15 protein-coding genes are annotated in these 17,478 nt (G+C 65.9%); 2 read left to right on the top strand and 13 right to left on the bottom strand.

From position 1 onward, the window contains the following. Window positions 1-30: 30 nt before the first annotated feature. From fliD to PSO31014_RS15690, 11 genes are all read right to left on the bottom strand, one after another. Window positions 31-1,449, bottom strand: a complete 1,419-nt coding sequence (gene fliD, locus PSO31014_RS15640; protein WP_150552442.1) for a flagellar filament capping protein FliD — start codon at window positions 1,447-1,449, stop codon at window positions 31-33. Then, entirely contained in the window at window positions 1,437-2,006 is a 570-nt protein-coding gene (locus PSO31014_RS15645) for a hypothetical protein (RefSeq protein WP_150552443.1), read from the bottom strand. Before PSO31014_RS15645 ends, fliD begins: the two co-directional genes overlap by 13 nt. After that, entirely contained in the window at window positions 2,003-3,283 is a 1,281-nt protein-coding gene (locus tag PSO31014_RS15650) for a FliI/YscN family ATPase (protein WP_150552444.1), read from the bottom strand. The genes PSO31014_RS15645 and PSO31014_RS15650 overlap by 4 nt, the downstream gene beginning before the upstream one ends. After that, on the bottom strand, window positions 3,280-3,993 hold the full coding sequence (locus tag PSO31014_RS15655) for a FliH/SctL family protein (RefSeq protein WP_150552445.1): 714 nt from the start codon (window positions 3,991-3,993) through the stop codon (window positions 3,280-3,282). Before PSO31014_RS15655 ends, PSO31014_RS15650 begins: the two co-directional genes overlap by 4 nt. Then, on the bottom strand, window positions 3,990-5,009 hold the full coding sequence (locus PSO31014_RS15660; protein ID WP_150552446.1) for a FliG C-terminal domain-containing protein: 1,020 nt from the start codon (window positions 5,007-5,009) through the stop codon (window positions 3,990-3,992). Before PSO31014_RS15660 ends, PSO31014_RS15655 begins: the two co-directional genes overlap by 4 nt. Further along, complete coding sequence (gene fliF, locus PSO31014_RS15665) at window positions 4,993-6,639, bottom strand: flagellar basal-body MS-ring/collar protein FliF (protein ID WP_150552447.1); 1,647 nt, start codon at window positions 6,637-6,639, stop codon at window positions 4,993-4,995. Before fliF ends, PSO31014_RS15660 begins: the two co-directional genes overlap by 17 nt. Window positions 6,640-7,002: 363 nt before the next feature. Then, window positions 7,003-8,601, bottom strand: a complete 1,599-nt coding sequence (gene ahpF / locus PSO31014_RS15670) for an alkyl hydroperoxide reductase subunit F (RefSeq protein WP_150552448.1) — start codon at window positions 8,599-8,601, stop codon at window positions 7,003-7,005. 189 nt (window positions 8,602-8,790) lie between these two features. Continuing rightward, window positions 8,791-9,354: an alkyl hydroperoxide reductase subunit C gene (gene ahpC, locus PSO31014_RS15675; RefSeq protein ID WP_017235263.1), complete on the bottom strand. Its 564-nt coding sequence runs from the start codon at window positions 9,352-9,354 to the stop codon at window positions 8,791-8,793. 197 nt (window positions 9,355-9,551) lie between these two features. Beyond that, the gene (locus tag PSO31014_RS15680) at window positions 9,552-10,223 is read right to left on the bottom strand and encodes a Vgb family protein (RefSeq protein ID WP_150552449.1); all 672 of its coding nucleotides are present in this window, start codon (window positions 10,221-10,223) and stop codon (window positions 9,552-9,554) included. 44 nt (window positions 10,224-10,267) lie between these two features. After that, window positions 10,268-11,488 carry a helix-turn-helix domain-containing protein gene (locus PSO31014_RS15685; protein ID WP_150552450.1) on the bottom strand — a complete coding sequence of 407 codons (1,221 nt, stop codon included), beginning with the start codon at window positions 11,486-11,488 and terminating at the stop codon, window positions 10,268-10,270. 143 nt (window positions 11,489-11,631) lie between these two features. After that, window positions 11,632-11,874, bottom strand: a complete 243-nt coding sequence (locus PSO31014_RS15690; protein WP_150552451.1) for a hypothetical protein — start codon at window positions 11,872-11,874, stop codon at window positions 11,632-11,634. 241 nt (window positions 11,875-12,115) lie between these two features. Here PSO31014_RS15690 and PSO31014_RS15695 point away from each other — a divergent pair, with 241 nt between their 5' ends. Together PSO31014_RS15695 and PSO31014_RS15700 are read left to right on the top strand one after the other, a co-directional pair. Continuing rightward, the gene (locus PSO31014_RS15695; protein WP_150552452.1) at window positions 12,116-12,553 is read left to right on the top strand and encodes a MarR family winged helix-turn-helix transcriptional regulator; all 438 of its coding nucleotides are present in this window, start codon (window positions 12,116-12,118) and stop codon (window positions 12,551-12,553) included. 52 nt (window positions 12,554-12,605) lie between these two features. Beyond that, complete coding sequence (locus PSO31014_RS15700) at window positions 12,606-14,360, top strand: chloride channel protein (RefSeq protein WP_150552499.1); 1,755 nt, start codon at window positions 12,606-12,608, stop codon at window positions 14,358-14,360. Between the two features lie 77 nt (window positions 14,361-14,437). Here the strand turns inward: PSO31014_RS15700 and PSO31014_RS15705 are convergent, their stop codons facing one another. Both PSO31014_RS15705 and pobA read right to left on the bottom strand, forming a co-directional pair. After that, window positions 14,438-15,814, bottom strand: a complete 1,377-nt coding sequence (locus PSO31014_RS15705) for an MFS transporter (RefSeq protein ID WP_150552453.1) — start codon at window positions 15,812-15,814, stop codon at window positions 14,438-14,440. Between the two features lie 269 nt (window positions 15,815-16,083). After that, window positions 16,084-17,262, bottom strand: a complete 1,179-nt coding sequence (pobA, locus tag PSO31014_RS15710) for a 4-hydroxybenzoate 3-monooxygenase (protein ID WP_150552454.1) — start codon at window positions 17,260-17,262, stop codon at window positions 16,084-16,086. Between the last annotated feature and the right edge of the window lie 216 nt (window positions 17,263-17,478).

A 17,478-nucleotide genomic window follows, 5' to 3' on the forward strand; every position in this document is an offset into this window, starting at 1 on the left:
GTTTGACTCCCTAAAGGATGACGACACGCATCATTCGTCGGATTTGCGCGATCCGCGGAAGAGCGCATCGACAAAGCTGCGTGTCTCGTTCATTTGCTGGCGAACCTGCTCCGCGCGCGCGAATTCACCGGTGTAGCGGGCGACGAGTGCGCGAAAGCGCGTCTCCAGTCGGTCCTGTTGCTCGGATAGCCGGCGTGAAGCGATTTCGTCGTTGTCGGTGCGGTGCTTGAGCACGCCGGTAATCTCGTCGGTCCACTCGCGGATGCGCACCGCCAGCCGCATGCCCGCCGGCTGCTTGTCCAGGTCGGCGTTGGCATCGCGCTTCATGACGTCGGCACTCTCGCCGAACCACTTGGCCAGCCGTTCCTTGTCCTCGGCGTAGGCGGCTTCGAAGCGCACCGCGTCGAAGGTGACCGACCCGTCGGCATTGCGCTTCACGCCGAACTGGGCGGGATCGAATGTTTTGCCGTCGATCGTCACGGGCCTTTCGAAATGGCGCTCCAGGTCGCGCAGCAATGCCCGCACACCGGCGTCGGCGTAGAACGGGCCCGCCGGCTTGATGTCTTCGCGCTTCTCCTCGCCATCGAGCGAGACCGTCGCGCCCGGGGTGCCGGGGTCCATCAGTTCGCGCACCTGCTTGCGTAGCGCGTCGTACGCTTGAACGAGGGCACGCATGTTCGCCGCCGTGCCCTCTCGATCCGGCACGACCGAAACACGCGTCGTCTCGGTCCCGGCATCCGCCTTTTTCAACGACAGCGTGATCCCTGCAAAAAGAGCGATCTCGTTGGTTGGATACGCTTCGTCCTGCCCCGCTTGACCGCCGAGCCGCACTATCGCGTTATCGCCTTTCGCAAGCACCGTTCCGGCATCGACGTTGGCGCCATCCTTGACGCTGAAGCGCGCGTCAAGCCCGGAGGTCTTCGCCGTCAACAGCAGACGTGGCGTGGCTTCGTTGGCCACGTAACGAAGATCGGCGCGAACGTGGCCGTTCAGGTCCGGATTGGTGTTGATGCGTCTGGCGAGCGCCCTGACGCCCTCGGGCGTTGTCAGATCCAGTCCGGACGTATCCAGCACGATCGCCTCGCGGCGCCCGGCCACCACCACCGTGCCGTTGGCAAGCGTCGCCACGTTCTGAATCTGCACCTGGTGCACGGTGGCGAGTTGTTTCACTTGCACGTCGAAATCGAGCTGTTGCGCGCCCTTTTCCAACTTGATGGAGAACGCCTGATCGCTCGATTGCGTGGCCTTGTGCTGACGCAAGTCCGCGCTGTCGCCAAGGCGTCGCAGTTGTTTCTCGAAGGCGCCCAGCACCTCCTTGAGCGTTGCGACACCGCTTTGGCGGGATTCGGTGCTGGCCTTGTCTTTCCCGAGGCGGCCGAACTCCGCTCGCATGCGGTTGGAGGCGACATCTTGGGCCAGCTTCTCGATACGGTCTTTCACTTGCAGCATGGCGGAACTCCTGGTTCAGGGTAGGCACGAGACGCGAAACGCGTGGTTTTCCCCACCAAAGCGACCTCCGTGCGCACTTTGTCAACGCCAGGGTTCGAGGGGATTTCCTCATTTCGCGTCCGTGCGCTCACCCCCCGCTGCCAGATCGCCAGCGCCTGGGCGGCCTGCTCGCGCGCCTCACGCTGCCACGCCGCCTGTCGCGCCACCGTCTCATGGCGCGCAACAAGCATTGCCACGCCTTCACGCCGACGCTGCGCATCACGCACAGCCTGCGCCGCCACCGACTGCCAGCGCGCCAACTGCGCCATCGGCGCTTGCTGCGTCTCGATCATCTCCACGAGCGTGCGCTTGTAGTCGGCGCGATTCTGAAAGCTGTGCGCGCCTGCGCGCGTGCCGTCGATCGCCACGGCGCGATAGAGCTGCGTGAGCTGGGCAACGTTGCGCGCAAGCCGCCATTGGCGTTGCGCGAGTTGCCGGCCATCGCGCTGCGCCGCGTCGAGTTCCCGGTCGCGTATCGACAGCAACGCGCGCAGAGCACGCGGGGCGTTGGCGGTCATCGGCACAGCGCCTCCAGTCGCTCGCACAGCGCGTTCGGCGCACAGTGCTCCCCGTCGTGCTGACACAGAAAGTCGAGCATTGCGGGATGTCGCGACACGGCGAGATCGGTCTCGGCGTGCGCCCCCGGCACGTAGGCACCGAGCGGGATCAATTCGCGAATTTGCCGGTACGCATGCCACTGCGCCTTGAATGCGCGCGCCGCGCTCGCGTGTCGCACGCCCACCGCCTGCGTCATGCAGCGGCTTACCGACGCCCCAATGTCGATCGCCGGGTAGTGCCCCGCGTCGGCCAGTTCCCGAGACAGCACGATGTGACCGTCGAGCACTGCGCGGGCCGTATCGACCACGGGGTCCTGCATGTCGTCGCCCTCGGCCAGCACAGTGTAGATCGCGCTCAGACTGCCCGATCCCGCGCCGTTGCCCGCGCACTCGACCAGACGCGGCAAGCGGGCGAATACCGACACCGGGTAGCCACGTGCCGCAGGCGCTTCGCCGAGCGAGAGCGCGACTTCGCGGCACGCCATGGCGTAACGCGTGAGCGAATCGACGAGCAAGAGCACGTCGTGGCCCGCGTCGCGAAGATGCGTCGCGATGGCGTGGCACAGCTCGGTGGCTTTCATGCGCTGCGCGGGCGGTGCGTCGGCCGGCGCGGCAACGACGATGGCCTTGGCCAGCCCGGCGCGCCCGAGTGTCTCGGTCACGAACTCACCGACTTCTCGCCCCCGCTCGCCGATCAGTCCAACCACCACGATCTGCGCGTCGGTGTGGCGGGTCATCATGCCCAGCAGCACACTCTTGCCCACCCCGCTACCGGCGAACAATCCCACGCGCTGCCCCTTGCCGAGACTCAGCAGTCCATCGATCGCGCGCACGCCTACGGCGAGCGGCTCGGTAATGGCGCGCCGATCCAGCGGTGCGGGCGGCGCCCCGTACGTATTGAGCAACGCATCGCCGCGCAATGGGCCTTTGCCGTCCAGCGGCTGCCCGAAGGCGTCGACCACGCGGCCGAGCCACGCCGGTCCGATGCGCGGCGCCGGCGTCGAGTGCCCTGGCAGCACGCGTGCGCCGGGCACGACGTCGGCCACGCACGCATACGTCAATAGCTGCAGCGCGCCGTCGGCAAACCCCACCACTTCGGCATCGGTCCATCGGCCGGCGGCGGTCTCGACACGGCAAGGTTGTCCAAGCGCAAACCGTTGACCTCGCGCTTCGAGCACCGCACCATTGGCCCGCGTGACGAACGCCATCGGTGTCGCGAGTGCGATCTCGTCGTTCATCGTTGGGCCTCTTGTGTCTCGGTCGGCCAGGGGGCCCGTGCGCAAGCGTCCACCCAGTCGGCCAACCGCTGCGTCACGGCTTCCTGCGCGGCCGCTTGTCGAGCGTCGCACCCGGCGTCGTACCAGAGGCCGTCGACGTCGAGGCGGCCATCGCCGCGAGCGAGCGAAGGATCGGCCACGATTCGCCACCCCGGGGCATCGTCGTTGCCACCGACGCGCGCCACGAGCGCCTGTGCGTCGTCGGGGCTGACGTACACGGTGACGCCCTCGCCGCTCGCGCCCAACTGCGCGAGCAGTCGCTGCACGATACCGGTGATATCGGCCGGCGCCGTGTGCAACTCTCGCTGCACGATCGCTTGCACCGCACGCGTCGCCACGTCGCTGATGACGTCCAGCGCGCCTGACGCGAGTCGCGCGTGCACCTGCTCGCGCGCCGCCCGCAGCGCCGCAAGCGGAAGAGAGATCGCGTCGAGTTCGTCGCGCAGCCGCGCGGCGTACAACGCCTGCAAGCGCGCCTCGGCAGCTTGCTCGCCATCGGCGCGGCCGGCGTCGAACGCTTCCTGCCACACGGCACGACGCGCCTGCGCAGCGCCATGCGTCACACCTTGCGAGTACGCCTGCGCGCGCAAGGCGTCGAGATCAGGCGTTACCGGCACCCACCCTCGCTGCGCGGCGGCATCCGACGTCGTGCCAAACCGGTGCGGTTTCATTCGAGCACCTCACCGTCTGCCAGACGCAGGAAGAGATTGGCGTCGCGCGCCCGCGTGCGCAGCGCCGCCATGATCTCGCTGCGCGCGGCGTCCACGCGCGCCGCCGACACCGCCCCGAGACGCTGCATGGCCTGCGCGAGGGCGTCCTCCTGAAGACGGGACATGCGCTCGCGCACGACTTGCCGCATGCGGGCGTCCGTCCCCTTGAGCGCGGTCGCCCACGTTTCGGTCGACACCTCGCCCACAGCCAGATCGATCACTTCGGGGGCCTGATAGGCCAGGATGTCGAAGCTATAAAGGTTCGCCTCGACGGACTCTGCCAGCGTGGCGTCGTGCGCGCGCAGGGCTTCCATGAGCCGCTTTTGATCGTCGGGCACATGGCCGATGATTTGCGCCGCGAGCCGGGTGCCCGGGACATCGGCATTGTCGGCCGACAGTCCGGCGAGACAACGGTCCGCGATCAGTTCCAGATCGGCCAGCAGTTCGCGATCGACGCGCGTGAGCTGTGCCGTCGCCAGCAACAGCGCTTCCTGCTGCGACTCGGGCAGCGCACGAAGCAACTGTCCCGCGAGGTCGGCGGGCAGATACGCGAGCAGCAACGCCTGCATGCGGTGATGCTCGCGCGAGAGCACGTCGGCGAGCCTTGTCACGCTCACCCATTGCAGACGCGCCAGCTTGGGTCGAACCCGATCGCCATAAATGCCGTCGAGCACGTTGCTGGCGATGCCTTCGCCAAGCGCTGCGGCGAGCGAGCGTTCCAGGTAAGCGCGCGGTGCGGCATTCGCGCCGCCATGCTGTGTACAGGCGTCGAGGAATTGGTCGACGATGGCGTGCACGTCGTGCTTTTTCACGCTACCGGCACGCGACATGGCGTGCGCCACGCGCAACAGCTCGGCGGGCGCGAGTTGTGCCATCACGGCGGCGGCAGCCCGCTCGCCCATGCAAAGCAGCAGCACGGCGGCGCGGTCGACGCCATTGATCTCACTCAGCGCGGAAATATCAGCGGGAAGCGGCATTCGTACCCATCCATTGTTTGATGATCTGGGCGACCCGCTCGGGTTCGCCGTCGGCCAAGGTTGTCAGGCGCGCCAGCTTCGTATCGAACGACGCCTCCGAGCCCGGCGGCAATTCCGAGGCGAAGGCCGGCAATGCGGCTTGCTGCGCGTCGCTCTCGGCTTGCCGGCGACGGCGCTCGCGAGCGTGCTCGTCGGCGGCAAGTGCGGCAGCCTTGCGGCGGCGCGCACGTCGGGCCAGTGCGGCCCACAGGCCCAGCGCCAGCACGAGCGTCGCGGCGGCCGCGATGGCGGCGTATTTCATTTGTGTGTCGGTCAGCAACGGGGACTGGGCAGTCGCCTCCGGCGTGTCGACGAGCGCTGCGCGATCGGACAGCGCGAACGGCATGGCGCTCAACACCAGCGTGTCGCCGCGACCGGTCTGAATGCCCGTGCCGGCGCGCAAGGCGCGCTCGAGCTCGGCGAGGGACTCGGCGGTCCACCCGTTGCCGCCCGGCGCTGCCTGCGAGTCGACCATCACGGCCACGTGCATTTGACGCACGCGCGGACGGTGACGCTTCGTTTGCGTAATCGAGCGGTCGTAGGCGAACTGACGCGTGGCCGACGTCGTGCGCATCGCACCCGCATCGCCCGCAAGCAACGGGGCGGCGTCCACCGGGCGGTTGGTCATCGCCCCCGGCACACCGCCGACGACGGCGTCGTCGTCGCGCGCTTCGCGCACGGCTTCCTGTGTCACGCGCGGATCGGCACCGAGCGCCTCGGTGGTGTTCGATACCAGGTCCTCGTCCAGATCGATGCTCACGCTCGCGCGATAGCGATCGGGACCGAGAATGCCGTCGAGCAGGCCGCGCACATTGCGAAGTGCGTCGTCGCGAGAGCGGGTGCGGGCTTCGGCGTTGCCATACGCCGCATCGTCCAGATCGAGATTCGCCGTGAGCGGGGTGCCGTGCTGATCGACAACGGAGACATGCTCTGCCGCCAGACCGTTCACACTGCCGGAGACGAGCTTGACGATGGCGCTGACCTGCTGCGGCGCAAGTGTCTGCCCGGCGCGCACGGAGATCAGCACCGATGCGCTGGCCGACGCCTTGGTATGGGTGACGAACGATGTTTTCGGTGCCAGCGCAATGTGTACGCGAGCGGCATCCACCGCGTCGATCGACATGATGGTGCGCGCAAGCTCGCCCTCCAGCCCTCGACGAAAACGCACGTCCTGCACGAACTGGCGCACCCCCAGGCGTTCGTCGCGGTCGACCAGTTCGAGCCCTGGCGGCAACTCCGGCGTGACGCCTTTGGCGGCCAGCGCAAGACGCGCGCGTCCAACCCGGTCATGCGGCACGAGGATCGCGCCGGTGTCCGGATGCATGCGGAACGGGATCTGCTCCGCTTCGAGCACGCCGGTGGCTTGCGCGATCGGAATGCGCTGATGCTGCCCAAAGAGCGGCGCGTAACCGGTATCGCGCGAATACCAGGCGAGTGTGGCCGCGGTAATGGCACCGGCGGCGACCACGATCGGTAACGCGCCGCGCAGGTGTCCGGCAAAGCCCGATGGCTGCGCGCGCCACTTCAGCCATCGCGCTCGCGATTGCGTGCCAGCGCTGCCCAGCGCACGAATAATGTTGTCGATTCCCATATGTCGATTCACTTGACCGAATCACGGGTGGCCGGATCGCAATCCCACCACCCTCACTCGGCTAAGGGGTGACGCAAAGACCGCCTGCGTCGTGTGCCAAATTGAAGGAGCACATGGTGACAATGAATCCGTCAACTATCGAAAATCTGCGTAGCCTTTGGGCATCGGCCGCATTCAAAGCCAATTTTTGGTGCGTTTTCCCATTAACACGGGGATCGATGTTGCGCACAGCACCGCATCATGTACAAGCGCGCGTCGGCGATCGGCCCCACGCGTGGCCCATACGTAGCAAAGCCCTCACGCGCGTCACACGTGAGGGCTTTGCTGTCTTTCGGCGGCGGCGCGGGGCCGCGTCGGCGGTCGTCAGGCGGCGATTGTCTCGGGCGATATCGCCTCGTCCTCCACCGAGCTGAGCATCAAATGTTCGAAGGCGCCCAGCGAGGCCTTCGCGCCTTCCCCGACGGCAATCACAATCTGCTTGAACGGCACGGTCGTGACATCGCCCGCGGCGAACACGCCGGGCACCGACGTCGCGCCCTTGGCATCGACTTCGATTTCGCCGTGACGCGTGAGCGACACGCTCCCCTTGAGCCATTCGGTGTTCGGCACGAGACCAATCTGCACGAACACGCCTTCGAGCGCGATCGTGGACGCCTCGCCCGAGGCACGGTCGCGATACACGAGACCGCCCACCTTCTGCGCGTCGCCACGGATCTCGGTCGTCTGTGCGTTCATCAGCACACGCACATTCGACAGGCTGCGCAGCTTGCGCTGAAGGACGTCGTCCGCACGCAGTTGCGTGCCGTATTCGATCAGCGTGACTTCCTTGACGATGCCGGCCAGATCGATGGCAGCTTCCACGCCCGAGTTGCCACCCCCGACGACCGCCACGCGCTTGCCCTTGAAGAGTGGGCCGTCGCAGTGAGGACAATAGGCCACACCGCGGTTGCGGTATTCACGCTCGCCCGGCACGCCGATTTCACGCCAGCGAGCACCGGTGGCCAGCACCACCGACCGCGCCTTGAGCACCGCGCCGCTGGCCAGATGCACTTCGTGAATCTTGCCGGGAATCAAGGCTTGCGCGCGCTGCGTGTCGATCACGTCGACGTCATACGTCTTCACGTGCTGTTCGAGTGCCGTGGCGAACTTCGGTCCTTCGGTGTGCGTCACCGAGACGAAATTCTCGATGGCCATCGTGTCGAGCACCTGACCGCCGAAACGCTCGGCGACCACGCCCGTCACAATTCCCTTGCGGGCGGCGTAGATCGCGGCGGCAGCCCCTGCAGGGCCGCCCCCCACGATCAGCATGTCGTAGACCGGCTTGTTCTCGAGCGCCTTCGCGGCGCGCACGCTTGCACCGGTGTCGAGTTTCGCGAGCAATTCCTTCACGCTGGTGCGGCCTTGCGTGAACGATTCGCCGTTGAGGAACACGGTGGGGACCGCCATCACCCGACGCGCCTCGACTTCGCCCTGGAACAGCGCGCCGTCGATGGTGACCTGCTGGATGCGCGGATTGATCAGCGCCATGACGTTCAACGCCTGCACGACTTCCGGACAGTTCTGGCACGACAGCGAGATGTAAGTCTCGAAGCGGAAATCGCCGTCGAGCGCACGAATCTGCGCAATGGTGTCGTCGTCGAGCTTGACCGGGTGACCGCCCACTTGCAGCAAGGCGAGCACCAGCGACGTGAACTCGTGCCCCATGGGCAGTCCGGCGAAGCGGATGCGCGGTGCTTCACCCGGCGTGCCGATGGCGAACGACGGACGACGCTCGCCGGCGCTCTCGTCGCCGTCGGCGTGCGCCACGACGGCGATCTGCGACGAGAGCGGGGCGATCTCGTCAACCAGCGCCTTCATTTCAGCCGACTTCGGACTATCGTCGAGCCACACGGCGATCTCGATCGGGCGCGTGACTTTCTGGAGGTACGTTTGCAACTGGGCTTTGAGGTTCGCGTCCAACATGGCGTTTCTCCGACTCGATAGGGAGTGATGGGGTGAGCGAGGCCCACCGCGCGGGCCACAGGCAGGCGCAGGTCGGCGTCGGGATTCGGGGTCAGGGGCCGGCGCACCAGACTTGGGGGGCTGGCGCGCCGGCGATCGTGCGTAGCGCAGGGTGGGGCTTTGTAAGGGCCCGTGGCGCTTGGATCTTGCTTAGATCTTGCCGATCAGGTCGAGCGACGGGCTCAGCGTTTGTGCGCCCGGCGTCCACTTGGCGGGGCAGACCTCGCCCGGATGCGCGGCGATGTACTGCGCGGCTTGCACCTTGCGCAGCAATTCCTTGGCGTCGCGGCCAATGCCGTTGTCGTGGATTTCACACAACTTGATCTCGCCTTCCGGGTTGATCACGAACGTGCCGCGCAGTGCCAGTCCTTCTTCTTCGATCAGCACGTCGAAGTTGCGCGAGATCGCCAACGTCGGGTCGGCAAGCATCGGGTACTGGATCTTCTGGATCGTGTCCGACGTGTCGTGCCAGGCCTTGTGGGTGAAGTGGGTGTCCGTCGATACGCTGTAGATCTCGACGCCCAGTTTCTTGAACTCGTCGTAATGATCGGCCAGGTCGCCCAGCTCGGTCGGGCATACGAAGGTGAAGTCGGCCGGGTAGAACACGACCACCGACCACTTGCCCTTCAGGGTCTCGTCGGTCACGGTGATGAAATCGCCATTTTGGTAGGCGTTGGCTTTGAACGGCTTGATCTGGCTGTTGATGATCGGCATGTCGTTGTCTCTCTGACGGGGTGGAAAGTGTTGACAGTATGCCGAATGCTATCGATTAACTAAAATTGATTATTGAAATCTATGTCATTGGCTCAGGCTATCGGCGCCGATAGCCTTCGCGCGCGCTTCCGACATGGCCCGCCATGTCGTCCCTGCGGCGTCAGACCGGCCGTTATCCGACGCTCGGTGGCTCAGCGCTACGGATAACGCACCGCGCGAACCTTGCCGCTGCCACCGCCGCCGCAGAAGAACAGATCGGCACCGTTATGCTCCAGGCCGCTCACGCCAATGCCGTGCGGCATCTCCACGCGCATGAGCACTTCACCGCTGGCGGGATCGACCTGACGCAGTTCGCTCTCGTCGTTCTCCCACGTGCCGTGCCACAGTTCATCGTTCACCCAGGTCACGCCGGTCACGAACCGATCGGACGCGATGCTGCGCAACACCTGCCCGGTGGCGGGATCGATCTGGAGGATGCGGCGATCGCGATATTGCCCGACCCACAGGCTGCCCTCGGCCCACGTCAGTCCCGAGTTGCTGCCGCTGTCGGGCGCGGGAATCGACGAGACGACCTTGCCGGTCGACGGATCGATCTTGTCGATACGCGACTCGGCGATCTGATAAAGGTGCGTGCCGTCGAAGGCCGTGCCGGCATCGCTCGGGGCGTCGATCGTGCGACGGACTTCGCCCGTGGCGGGATCGAAGGCGATCAGGGTATCGCCCGTTGCGGCCCATACCTGTCGGCCGTCGAACGTGACGCCATGGATTCGCTCGTTGTCCGCGAACGGACCGTACTCACAGGCGATATCGGCCGCCATCACGGCGGCTTGGGGAAGCGGACGTTCCGCTCGTTGCAGTTTGCTTGTCATGTCAGGCTCCGGTTGTGACGCCGTCGTCGGCGTGCAAGTCCACTCTAGCCAAACGACCATCCAACAGGGAGTAACAATGTCGTCGTGAATTCGGTGAGCGGCGGCGATGTCCATCGACGTGCCCTTGCGCGGCCGAGCGCGCGCACGCGGCCCTCATGTTCCAGCGCGGACAAGGCGCGCTGCACGGTGCGTTGACTCGCACCGAGTGCAAGGGCCAGGGCGGAGGTCGACCACGCCGCACCGTCCGACAGCAGAGCGACAAGCGACGCGCGATTACCGTCGATGGGCGGCAGCAGCACAGACACTGCGCGCGCACCCTGCGTGCGCAGCACGAACCCGCGCGGCGTCGCGTCGATGTCGGCGAGTCCCTTGAGCAACGCGCGCAGGCGGCCAATCTCCACGCGCAGCCGAGCGCGGTGGGTGTCGTCGGGGCGCCGCAGTCGAAACACTTCCGCGATGAGCGTATCGCGGTCGACGTCGCCGGGCCAGGCGCGCGCGAGTTGCAGCGCCAGGGTGAAGAGCGCCGGACGCCGTGCCAGCGGACGCCAGCTGCTGCCAGCGCTGATGCCGCGCCGACAGGCATCGACAACGAGCGAATCCGAATGCAGCAGTCGTGCCACTTCGTCGAGGTTCAATGCGCGCTCGCCGTCGGACTGCGCAAGGCGAGCCGCCGGTCGCGCCAGGGCGGCATGTACGGTCTCGACTTCGGCGATCAGCGCGGGGATGTTGGCCGCCGACGCGGCCGTTTGGGCATGCGCGAGCATGGAATGCGCTTGCGAGATACGCAGTGTGCGCAGCGCCAGCTCGGCGCAGATCAGCGCATGTCCGGCGACGAGACGCGCCGGGACGGCGTGTGACGGGGTGTCCTGCAGGGCTTGCGCAGCGGCGTCGAGCTTGCCGAGCAGCACGAGGCGGCGCGCAAGGACCAGACGCGCAAGCATGGCATTGGGGATGTCCGCATGCGCAAGCAGCACGGCGGCGGCAGCGTGGAGCGATCGCGTCGACCCGCCAAGGTCGCGCATGGCGAGCGCGACTTCGGCGTCGGCGACAACACATCGGGCGCGTGCCAGGGCCTCATGCGGGCCGAAGCTTCGCGCCGCCCGCTTGAACAGCTCTCGCGCGCGGGCGAACTCGCCCAGCTGTGCCATCGCGATGCCGCGCAGCGCGAGCGCGGGCGGGTCGTCGCGCAACGCGACCCGGCGCAAGGCACCCAGCGAATCGCCGGCAGCGAGCGCGCGGGCGGAAGCAGCAATGAGGGAGTCCATCGCGCGATATTACCGGGGATCACGCGCGGCGCGCCGGAAGGCAATGCAGCCGAGAACACCATCACCGTCGGTCTGCGTAACGTTTTCTAAACGGGAACGACGCGCCCTGCAGGCGGGCGCGGCAGGCATGCCATGCAGACAATTCAATGTGACTGAGTCGCCGGGTCGCCGCGACAGTCGTTTCCGGCACAGGACGATGCCGCATTGCGCGCATGCGCGCCCTGCCCGGACGACGTACCCTGACGTCCGAAACCGATCTGTTGAAAAACGCCGCCGCCCAGTTCAAAACCGGAGGCGTAGTGATAGGCGGCCACTGTGGAGCCCAGTGCCACCGATAGCAACAACAACGTTCCCGTACGCCAGCGGCGTCGGACCGTGGAAGCCATGTCTCCTCCCTGTCAGAGGTCGGCCCGCTCGAACGGCGCTTGTCACCGACTATCGGCAACGAGCGTTCCGTCATCTCGGCGGGGATCGAGTTCCCGTCACTACTGAGTCTCGTTTTTTCGCGATTCTGCACGCACTGGACCCCATTTGTCATCCCGGCTATCCCTAAGCCCGCCAAATGTATCGCGATATGATATATTTTTTCGTTTTTGGACTATGCGGCGCCTCTCGCCCGCCCGACTCATGCCTGCGCCTCCCTCGCCCCATCCAACGGTCGCCACCGATGCGCTGACCAAGAGCGATTTCGAAGCCCTATCGGAATTCCGCTATCGGCTGCGCCGTTTTCTCAATTTCAGCGAGTCCGCCGCGCGCGACGAAGGCATCACGCCGCAGCAGTACCTGTTGCTGCTGCACGTCAAAGGTATCCCGGGGCGCGACTGGGCGTCCATCAGTGAATTGGCCGAGCGCCTGCAAGCCGTGCATCACAGCGTGGTGGCGCTCGTTGCACGCTGCGAGAAAGCCGGGCTCGTCACGCGCCGCCAAAACGAAAGCGACCGACGAGTGGTGGAAGTGCACCTCTCAGCGGCGGGCGACGCGTGTCTCATGAATCTCGCCGCCCAGCACCGCAACGAGTTGAGCACCTTTGCGGACATCTTCCACATTCGTGGCGTTCATTTGTAATCACGGCATTGTCATGGCTTCCGTTCCCCATACTTCTTCGCCTCACCCCACCATGGCCGCGCCCGCCCATGCACGAGACTTTTCGCGTGCGCCGGGCCTGCCTCGACTCATTGCGCTGGCCGCCGTCATCGGTTTTTGCGGGGTGCCTGCCGCGTGGCTGCTACTGCATCTGATCCAGGGCTTCACCAACCTCTTCTTCTATCAGACGTTCTCGTTCGCGCCACGCTCGCCCGCCGATAACACGCTCGGCGCAGCCGTCATCGCCCTACCGGTCATCGGCGGGCTGATCGTCGGCGCAATGGCGCGGTTCGGCAGCGACAAGATTCGCGGCCACGGCATTCCGGAAGCCATCGAGGCGATTCTGTTCGGCAAGAGCAAGATGTCGCCGCGCGTCGCCATCCTCAAACCGTTGTCGTCGGGCATTGTGATAGGCAGCGGCGGCCCGTTTGGCGCGGAAGGCCCGATCATCATGACGGGCGGCGCTGTCGGCTCGCTCATCGCCCAACACTTCCATCTGAGCGCCGCCGAGCGCAAGACGTTGCTCGTCGCCGGGGCCACCGCCGGCATGACGGCGGTATTCGGCACACCGGTCGCCGCCGTACTGCTCGCCGTGGAACTGCTGCTTTTCGAATGGCGTCCGCGCAGCCTGCTGCCGGTGATCGCGGCATGCGCGGTCGCCGGTTTCGCACGGCCGCTGATGCTCGACGCAGGTCCGCTCTTTCCGATGGCGGAATCCGTCGTCGCACCCATCGCCCTGCTGTCGTGCGTGATCGCCGGCGTATGTGCGGGGGTTCTGTCCGCCGGCATGTCGCGCGCCCTCTACGCCATCGAAGACGGCTTTCACAAACTTCCCGTGCATTGGATGTGGTGGCCGGCCATCGGCGGTGTCGCCATCGGCATTGGCGGCTATCTCCAGCCGCGTGCGCTCGGCGTGGGCTATGACGTCATCGCAGACCTGCTCGCCGGACACTTCACACTGCACGCCGCGCTGGCGCTGCTGGTGGTCAAGGCGATCATCTGGGCGATTGCCCTGGGATCGTGCACCTCGGGCGGGGTGCTCGCACCGCTGCTCATGATCGGTGCCGGGCTCGGCACGCTCCTCGCACCGCTGCTGCCGGGTGGCGACGTCTCGCTGTGGGCACTGGTGTGCATGGCGGCAACGCTCGCGGGCGTGCTCGGCGCGCCGTTGACGGCCATCGTCTTCGCCCTTGGCCTCACGCACAACGTGAATGCGTTGCTGCCGCTACTGCTCACTTGCGGCATCTCGTACGGCATCACCATCTGGATCATGCCGCGCTCGATCATGACGGAGAAAATCGCGCGACGTGGCCGTCACATCCACCGCGAATACGGCGTCGATCCGATGGAGCGCCTGCACGTTGGCGAGTTGATGACCCGAGAGCCGGTGTCATTGGCCGCCAGCATGCTCATTGACGAAGCCGCGCAGCAAGCCTTCGGCGCGGGCCAGCGCCATCGCGCCTACCCCGTGGTCGACGCCGAGCACAGCGTGCTCGGCATGGTCGACCGGCAGGCACTCACGCGCGCGCAGACACAAGGATTGCAAACGCTGGGCCAGTTGTATGGCGCGAATCCGCCGCTCGTCGCGCTGGCGTCGGAGACGGGGCGTATCGTGTCGGCACGCTTCGCCGCGCATCACCTGGAACGACTGCCGGTCGTGAGCGATGCCGCGTCACGCAAGCTCGTCGGCATCATCAGCCGCAGCGATCTGGTCAAACCGGCCGAGCACTGGCGCTCGGAAGAAGAAGTGCGCGAGCGCATGCTTCATCTCGGACGCCGACGTAGCTGATTCTTGATACGACGACGCGCCGTCAACCAGCGTTGACGGCGCGTCAGCGCGTAAAGAGACGAGACGACCGTAATTGGTCAGTGCATCGGCGCCGAGTTGCGCGCGTCACGCGACGCAGCCGTCGAATTGCCGTGGGCCCGTTCCCAGGCATTCTTCGCAAGCAACGCCAGCATGGCGATCACGGCCGGCATGGCCAGCAGCGAGAACGTCGATGCGAACCCCATGTGACGGCGCATCAGTTCCGCGCCCAGCAACGCGCCCGCAATCCCGCCGAAGCGCCCCACACCGAGCATCCACGCCACGCCCGTGGCGCGGCCGTGCGTCGGATAGAACATCGCAGCCAACGACGGCATCGACGACTGCGCACCGTTCATCGCCGTGCCTGCCAGGAAGATCAGCACGACCAGCGCGCCGATGTTGCCCATCGCCTGCCCCACCGCATACACCAGCACGGCCGTGAGCGCGTAGCCCACGGCGACCACTTTCTGCGCGTTGAACTTGTCCATGCACCAGCCCGACAGAATCGTGCCGATGCCGCCGCCCAGCGGGAACAGGGCCGTGATCAGCGCCGCCCGTTCGATGGTGAACCCGGCATCCTTGAACAGCAGCGGCATCCAGCTCGTGAGCAGATAGAAGATGACGAGTCCCATGAAGTAGGTGACCCACAGCATCAGCGAACCAAAGCCATATTGCTTCGAGAGCACGACACCGATGGCCGAACCGGCCCGCTTCGGGGCCGCTTCATTGACCGTAAAGGTGCCGACGTCGTCGAGCGACTCGCCTGAAATCCGCGACAGGATGCGGCGCACGCGCTCGATCGGCTTCTGACGCACCACGAGAAACTTGACCGACTCCGGCAGGCCAAGAATCAGCAGCACCGACAACACCAGCGGCAGCACGCCGCCGAGCACCAGCACGCTATGCCAGCCAAAGTGCGGAATCACCCACGAGGCAACGAATCCCCCCACCGACGCCCCCAGCGGGAATCCGCAGAACATGGTGTTGACGATGACCGCGCGACGCGCTTCCGGCGCGTACTCGGAAATCAATGTCACGGCATTGGGCATGGCCGCGCCGAGCCCCAGCCCTGTCAGAAAGCGCAGCGCCGTGAGCGTTTCGAGATCCTGAGCGAAGGCCGTCGCGAGACTTGCGATGCCGAAGAAGACAACCGAGAGCACCAACAGCGTCTTGCGCCCGAGCTTGTCGGCGAGCGGGCCGGCGAAAATCGCCCCGCCCGCCAGACCGAAGAGCGCCGCGGAGAGCACGGGGCCGAGCGAGCCTCTGTCGATATGCCATTGCTGCACCAGCGAAGGCGCGATGTAACCGATGGCCGCGGTATCGAAACCGTCGATGGCGACAACGAAGAAACACAGGATCAACACCAGCCACTGATAGCCGGAGAATCGGTGTGCGTTGATATAGGTGGGCACATCCACCGTTCTCGTCTGATGCATGAAACTGTCTCCTCGGGGCGTGGCCGCCCCGGTTGTCTTCCCGTCGTTATTTTGGATTTCGCCGCCGTGAATGCGCGTCCGGCGCCATGGCGCGGCGCGCTTGTCGGCCGACTTGATTCGACGGATTTGCGGCGTCGATTTTGTGCCGCTACTGTAAGGCTTTCAAGTGGTCGTCAAAATGATCTTTCGTCAGATCATCCATAACGGGCGGTTATACGCGCGAGCAGGCGAGCACCGGCGCCCGGGCGCCGATGCCCCCGCCTTGCGCCTCAGGCAAGCGGCAGCCCCACATAGTTCTCCGCGAGCATGAGCGACGCCGCGCGCGAGCTGACGACGTACTCCAGTTCCGAGCGCTGCATCTGTTGCTCGAACGGTGTGGCGTCGTCGAGGCGGTGCATCATGCGCGTCATCCAGTACGAGAAGTGCTCCGCGCGCCAGATCCGCTTGAGCGCCGCCTCCGAATATCCCTGCAAACCGGCTTCGTTGTCGCGATGGAAGAAGTCGTCGAGCGCGCGCGCCAGACGCCACACGTCGGCCACGGCCAGATTCATGCCCTTGGCGCCCGTCGGCGGCACGATATGCGCCGAGTCGCCCGCCAGGAACAAGCGACCGTACTGCATCGGCGTGGCGACGAAGCTTCGCATCGCGATCACGTTCTTCTGGAAGATCGGCCCCTCCTTGAGGCGCCAACCGTCGTCGCTTTCCGTGCGCATGTGCAGCTCTTGCCAGATACGCTCGTCGCTCCACGTCTCGGCGCGCTCGCTCGGATCGCATTGGAAATACATGCGCTGCACCGTCGGGGAGCGCGTGCTGATCAACGCGAAGCCGCGCTCGTGTGCCGCGTAGATCAGTTCGTCGGACGATGGCGGCGCCTCCACCAGCACACCGAACCAGCCGAACGGATACACGCGCTGATATTCCTTGCGCACCGAGGCGGGCATGGCCGGGCGGCACACCCCGTGGAAGCCGTCGCAGCCCGCGATAAAGTCGCACGTCAGCCGTCGTACCTGGCCGTCCACCGTGAACTGCACGCTCGGTTGCGTGCTGTCGATGTCATGCACCGAGACGTCCGACACCTCGAACAGGATGTCGCCCTGCGCCGCTTCACGCGCCGCGATCAGATCCTTGATGACTTCGTGCTGCGCGTAGACGGTAATCGCGCGGCCGGTCAGTTCGGTCAGTGCAATGCGATGACGCTGGCCGCCGAATGCCAACTCGATACCGTGATGCAGCGCACCTTCACGACGCATGCGCTCGCCCACCCCGGTCTCGTTGAGAATATCCATCGTGCCCTGCTCCAGCACACCGGCGCGAATGGTCGACTCCACGGCGTCGCGCGAGCGCGATTCGAGCACGATCGATTCGATGCCTTGCAGATGCAGCAGGTGGGAAAGCAGCAGTCCGGCCGGACCGGCACCGACGATGACGACGGGGTAATGGGATCGCATGCGTTGTCTCCTGTAGTGGCATTGCCCGCGCCTGGCACACCCGTGCCGGGGCATCTCGCGACGGGTCTACGGCATGCATGCGGCTTGCATTTCTCTGCTGCCTTGCGCTTGCTGCACCGAATTAGGACTGCGCGTAAACGAGCATGCCAAAACCGGCGGTCACGCCTTGTCACGAGGGGCGAATGCGTCATATCTTATGGACCGCACGCGTCGAGT

This window comes from Pandoraea soli (genome assembly GCF_902459595.1).
Classification (GTDB): Bacteria; Pseudomonadota; Gammaproteobacteria; order Burkholderiales; family Burkholderiaceae; genus Pandoraea; species Pandoraea cepalis.

Excerpts from the sequence above, each read along its gene's own strand:
- PSO31014_RS15690 (WP_150552451.1), bottom strand. The coding sequence starts at position 11,874 with ATGGCTTCCACGGTCCGACGCCGCTGGCGTACGGGAACGTTGTTGTTG.
- PSO31014_RS15655 (WP_150552445.1), bottom strand. The coding sequence starts at position 3,993 with ATGAAACCGCACCGGTTTGGCACGACGTCGGATGCCGCCGCGCAGCGA.
- fliD (WP_150552442.1), bottom strand. The coding sequence starts at position 1,449 with ATGCTGCAAGTGAAAGACCGTATCGAGAAGCTGGCCCAAGATGTCGCC.
- ahpF (WP_150552448.1), bottom strand. The coding sequence starts at position 8,601 with ATGTTGGACGCGAACCTCAAAGCCCAGTTGCAAACGTACCTCCAGAAA.
- PSO31014_RS15660 (WP_150552446.1), bottom strand. The coding sequence starts at position 5,009 with ATGCCGCTTCCCGCTGATATTTCCGCGCTGAGTGAGATCAATGGCGTC.
- PSO31014_RS15695 (WP_150552452.1), top strand. The coding sequence starts at position 12,116 with ATGCCTGCGCCTCCCTCGCCCCATCCAACGGTCGCCACCGATGCGCTG.
- fliF (WP_150552447.1), bottom strand. The coding sequence starts at position 6,639 with ATGGGAATCGACAACATTATTCGTGCGCTGGGCAGCGCTGGCACGCAA.
- ahpC (WP_017235263.1), bottom strand. The coding sequence starts at position 9,354 with ATGCCGATCATCAACAGCCAGATCAAGCCGTTCAAAGCCAACGCCTAC.
- PSO31014_RS15705 (WP_150552453.1), bottom strand. The coding sequence starts at position 15,814 with ATGCATCAGACGAGAACGGTGGATGTGCCCACCTATATCAACGCACAC.
- PSO31014_RS15700 (WP_150552499.1), top strand. The coding sequence starts at position 12,606 with ATGGCCGCGCCCGCCCATGCACGAGACTTTTCGCGTGCGCCGGGCCTG.
- PSO31014_RS15650 (WP_150552444.1), bottom strand. The coding sequence starts at position 3,283 with ATGAACGACGAGATCGCACTCGCGACACCGATGGCGTTCGTCACGCGG.
- PSO31014_RS15685 (WP_150552450.1), bottom strand. The coding sequence starts at position 11,488 with ATGGACTCCCTCATTGCTGCTTCCGCCCGCGCGCTCGCTGCCGGCGAT.
- pobA (WP_150552454.1), bottom strand. The coding sequence starts at position 17,262 with ATGCGATCCCATTACCCCGTCGTCATCGTCGGTGCCGGTCCGGCCGGA.
- PSO31014_RS15680 (WP_150552449.1), bottom strand. The coding sequence starts at position 10,223 with ATGACAAGCAAACTGCAACGAGCGGAACGTCCGCTTCCCCAAGCCGCC.
- PSO31014_RS15645 (WP_150552443.1), bottom strand. The coding sequence starts at position 2,006 with ATGACCGCCAACGCCCCGCGTGCTCTGCGCGCGTTGCTGTCGATACGC.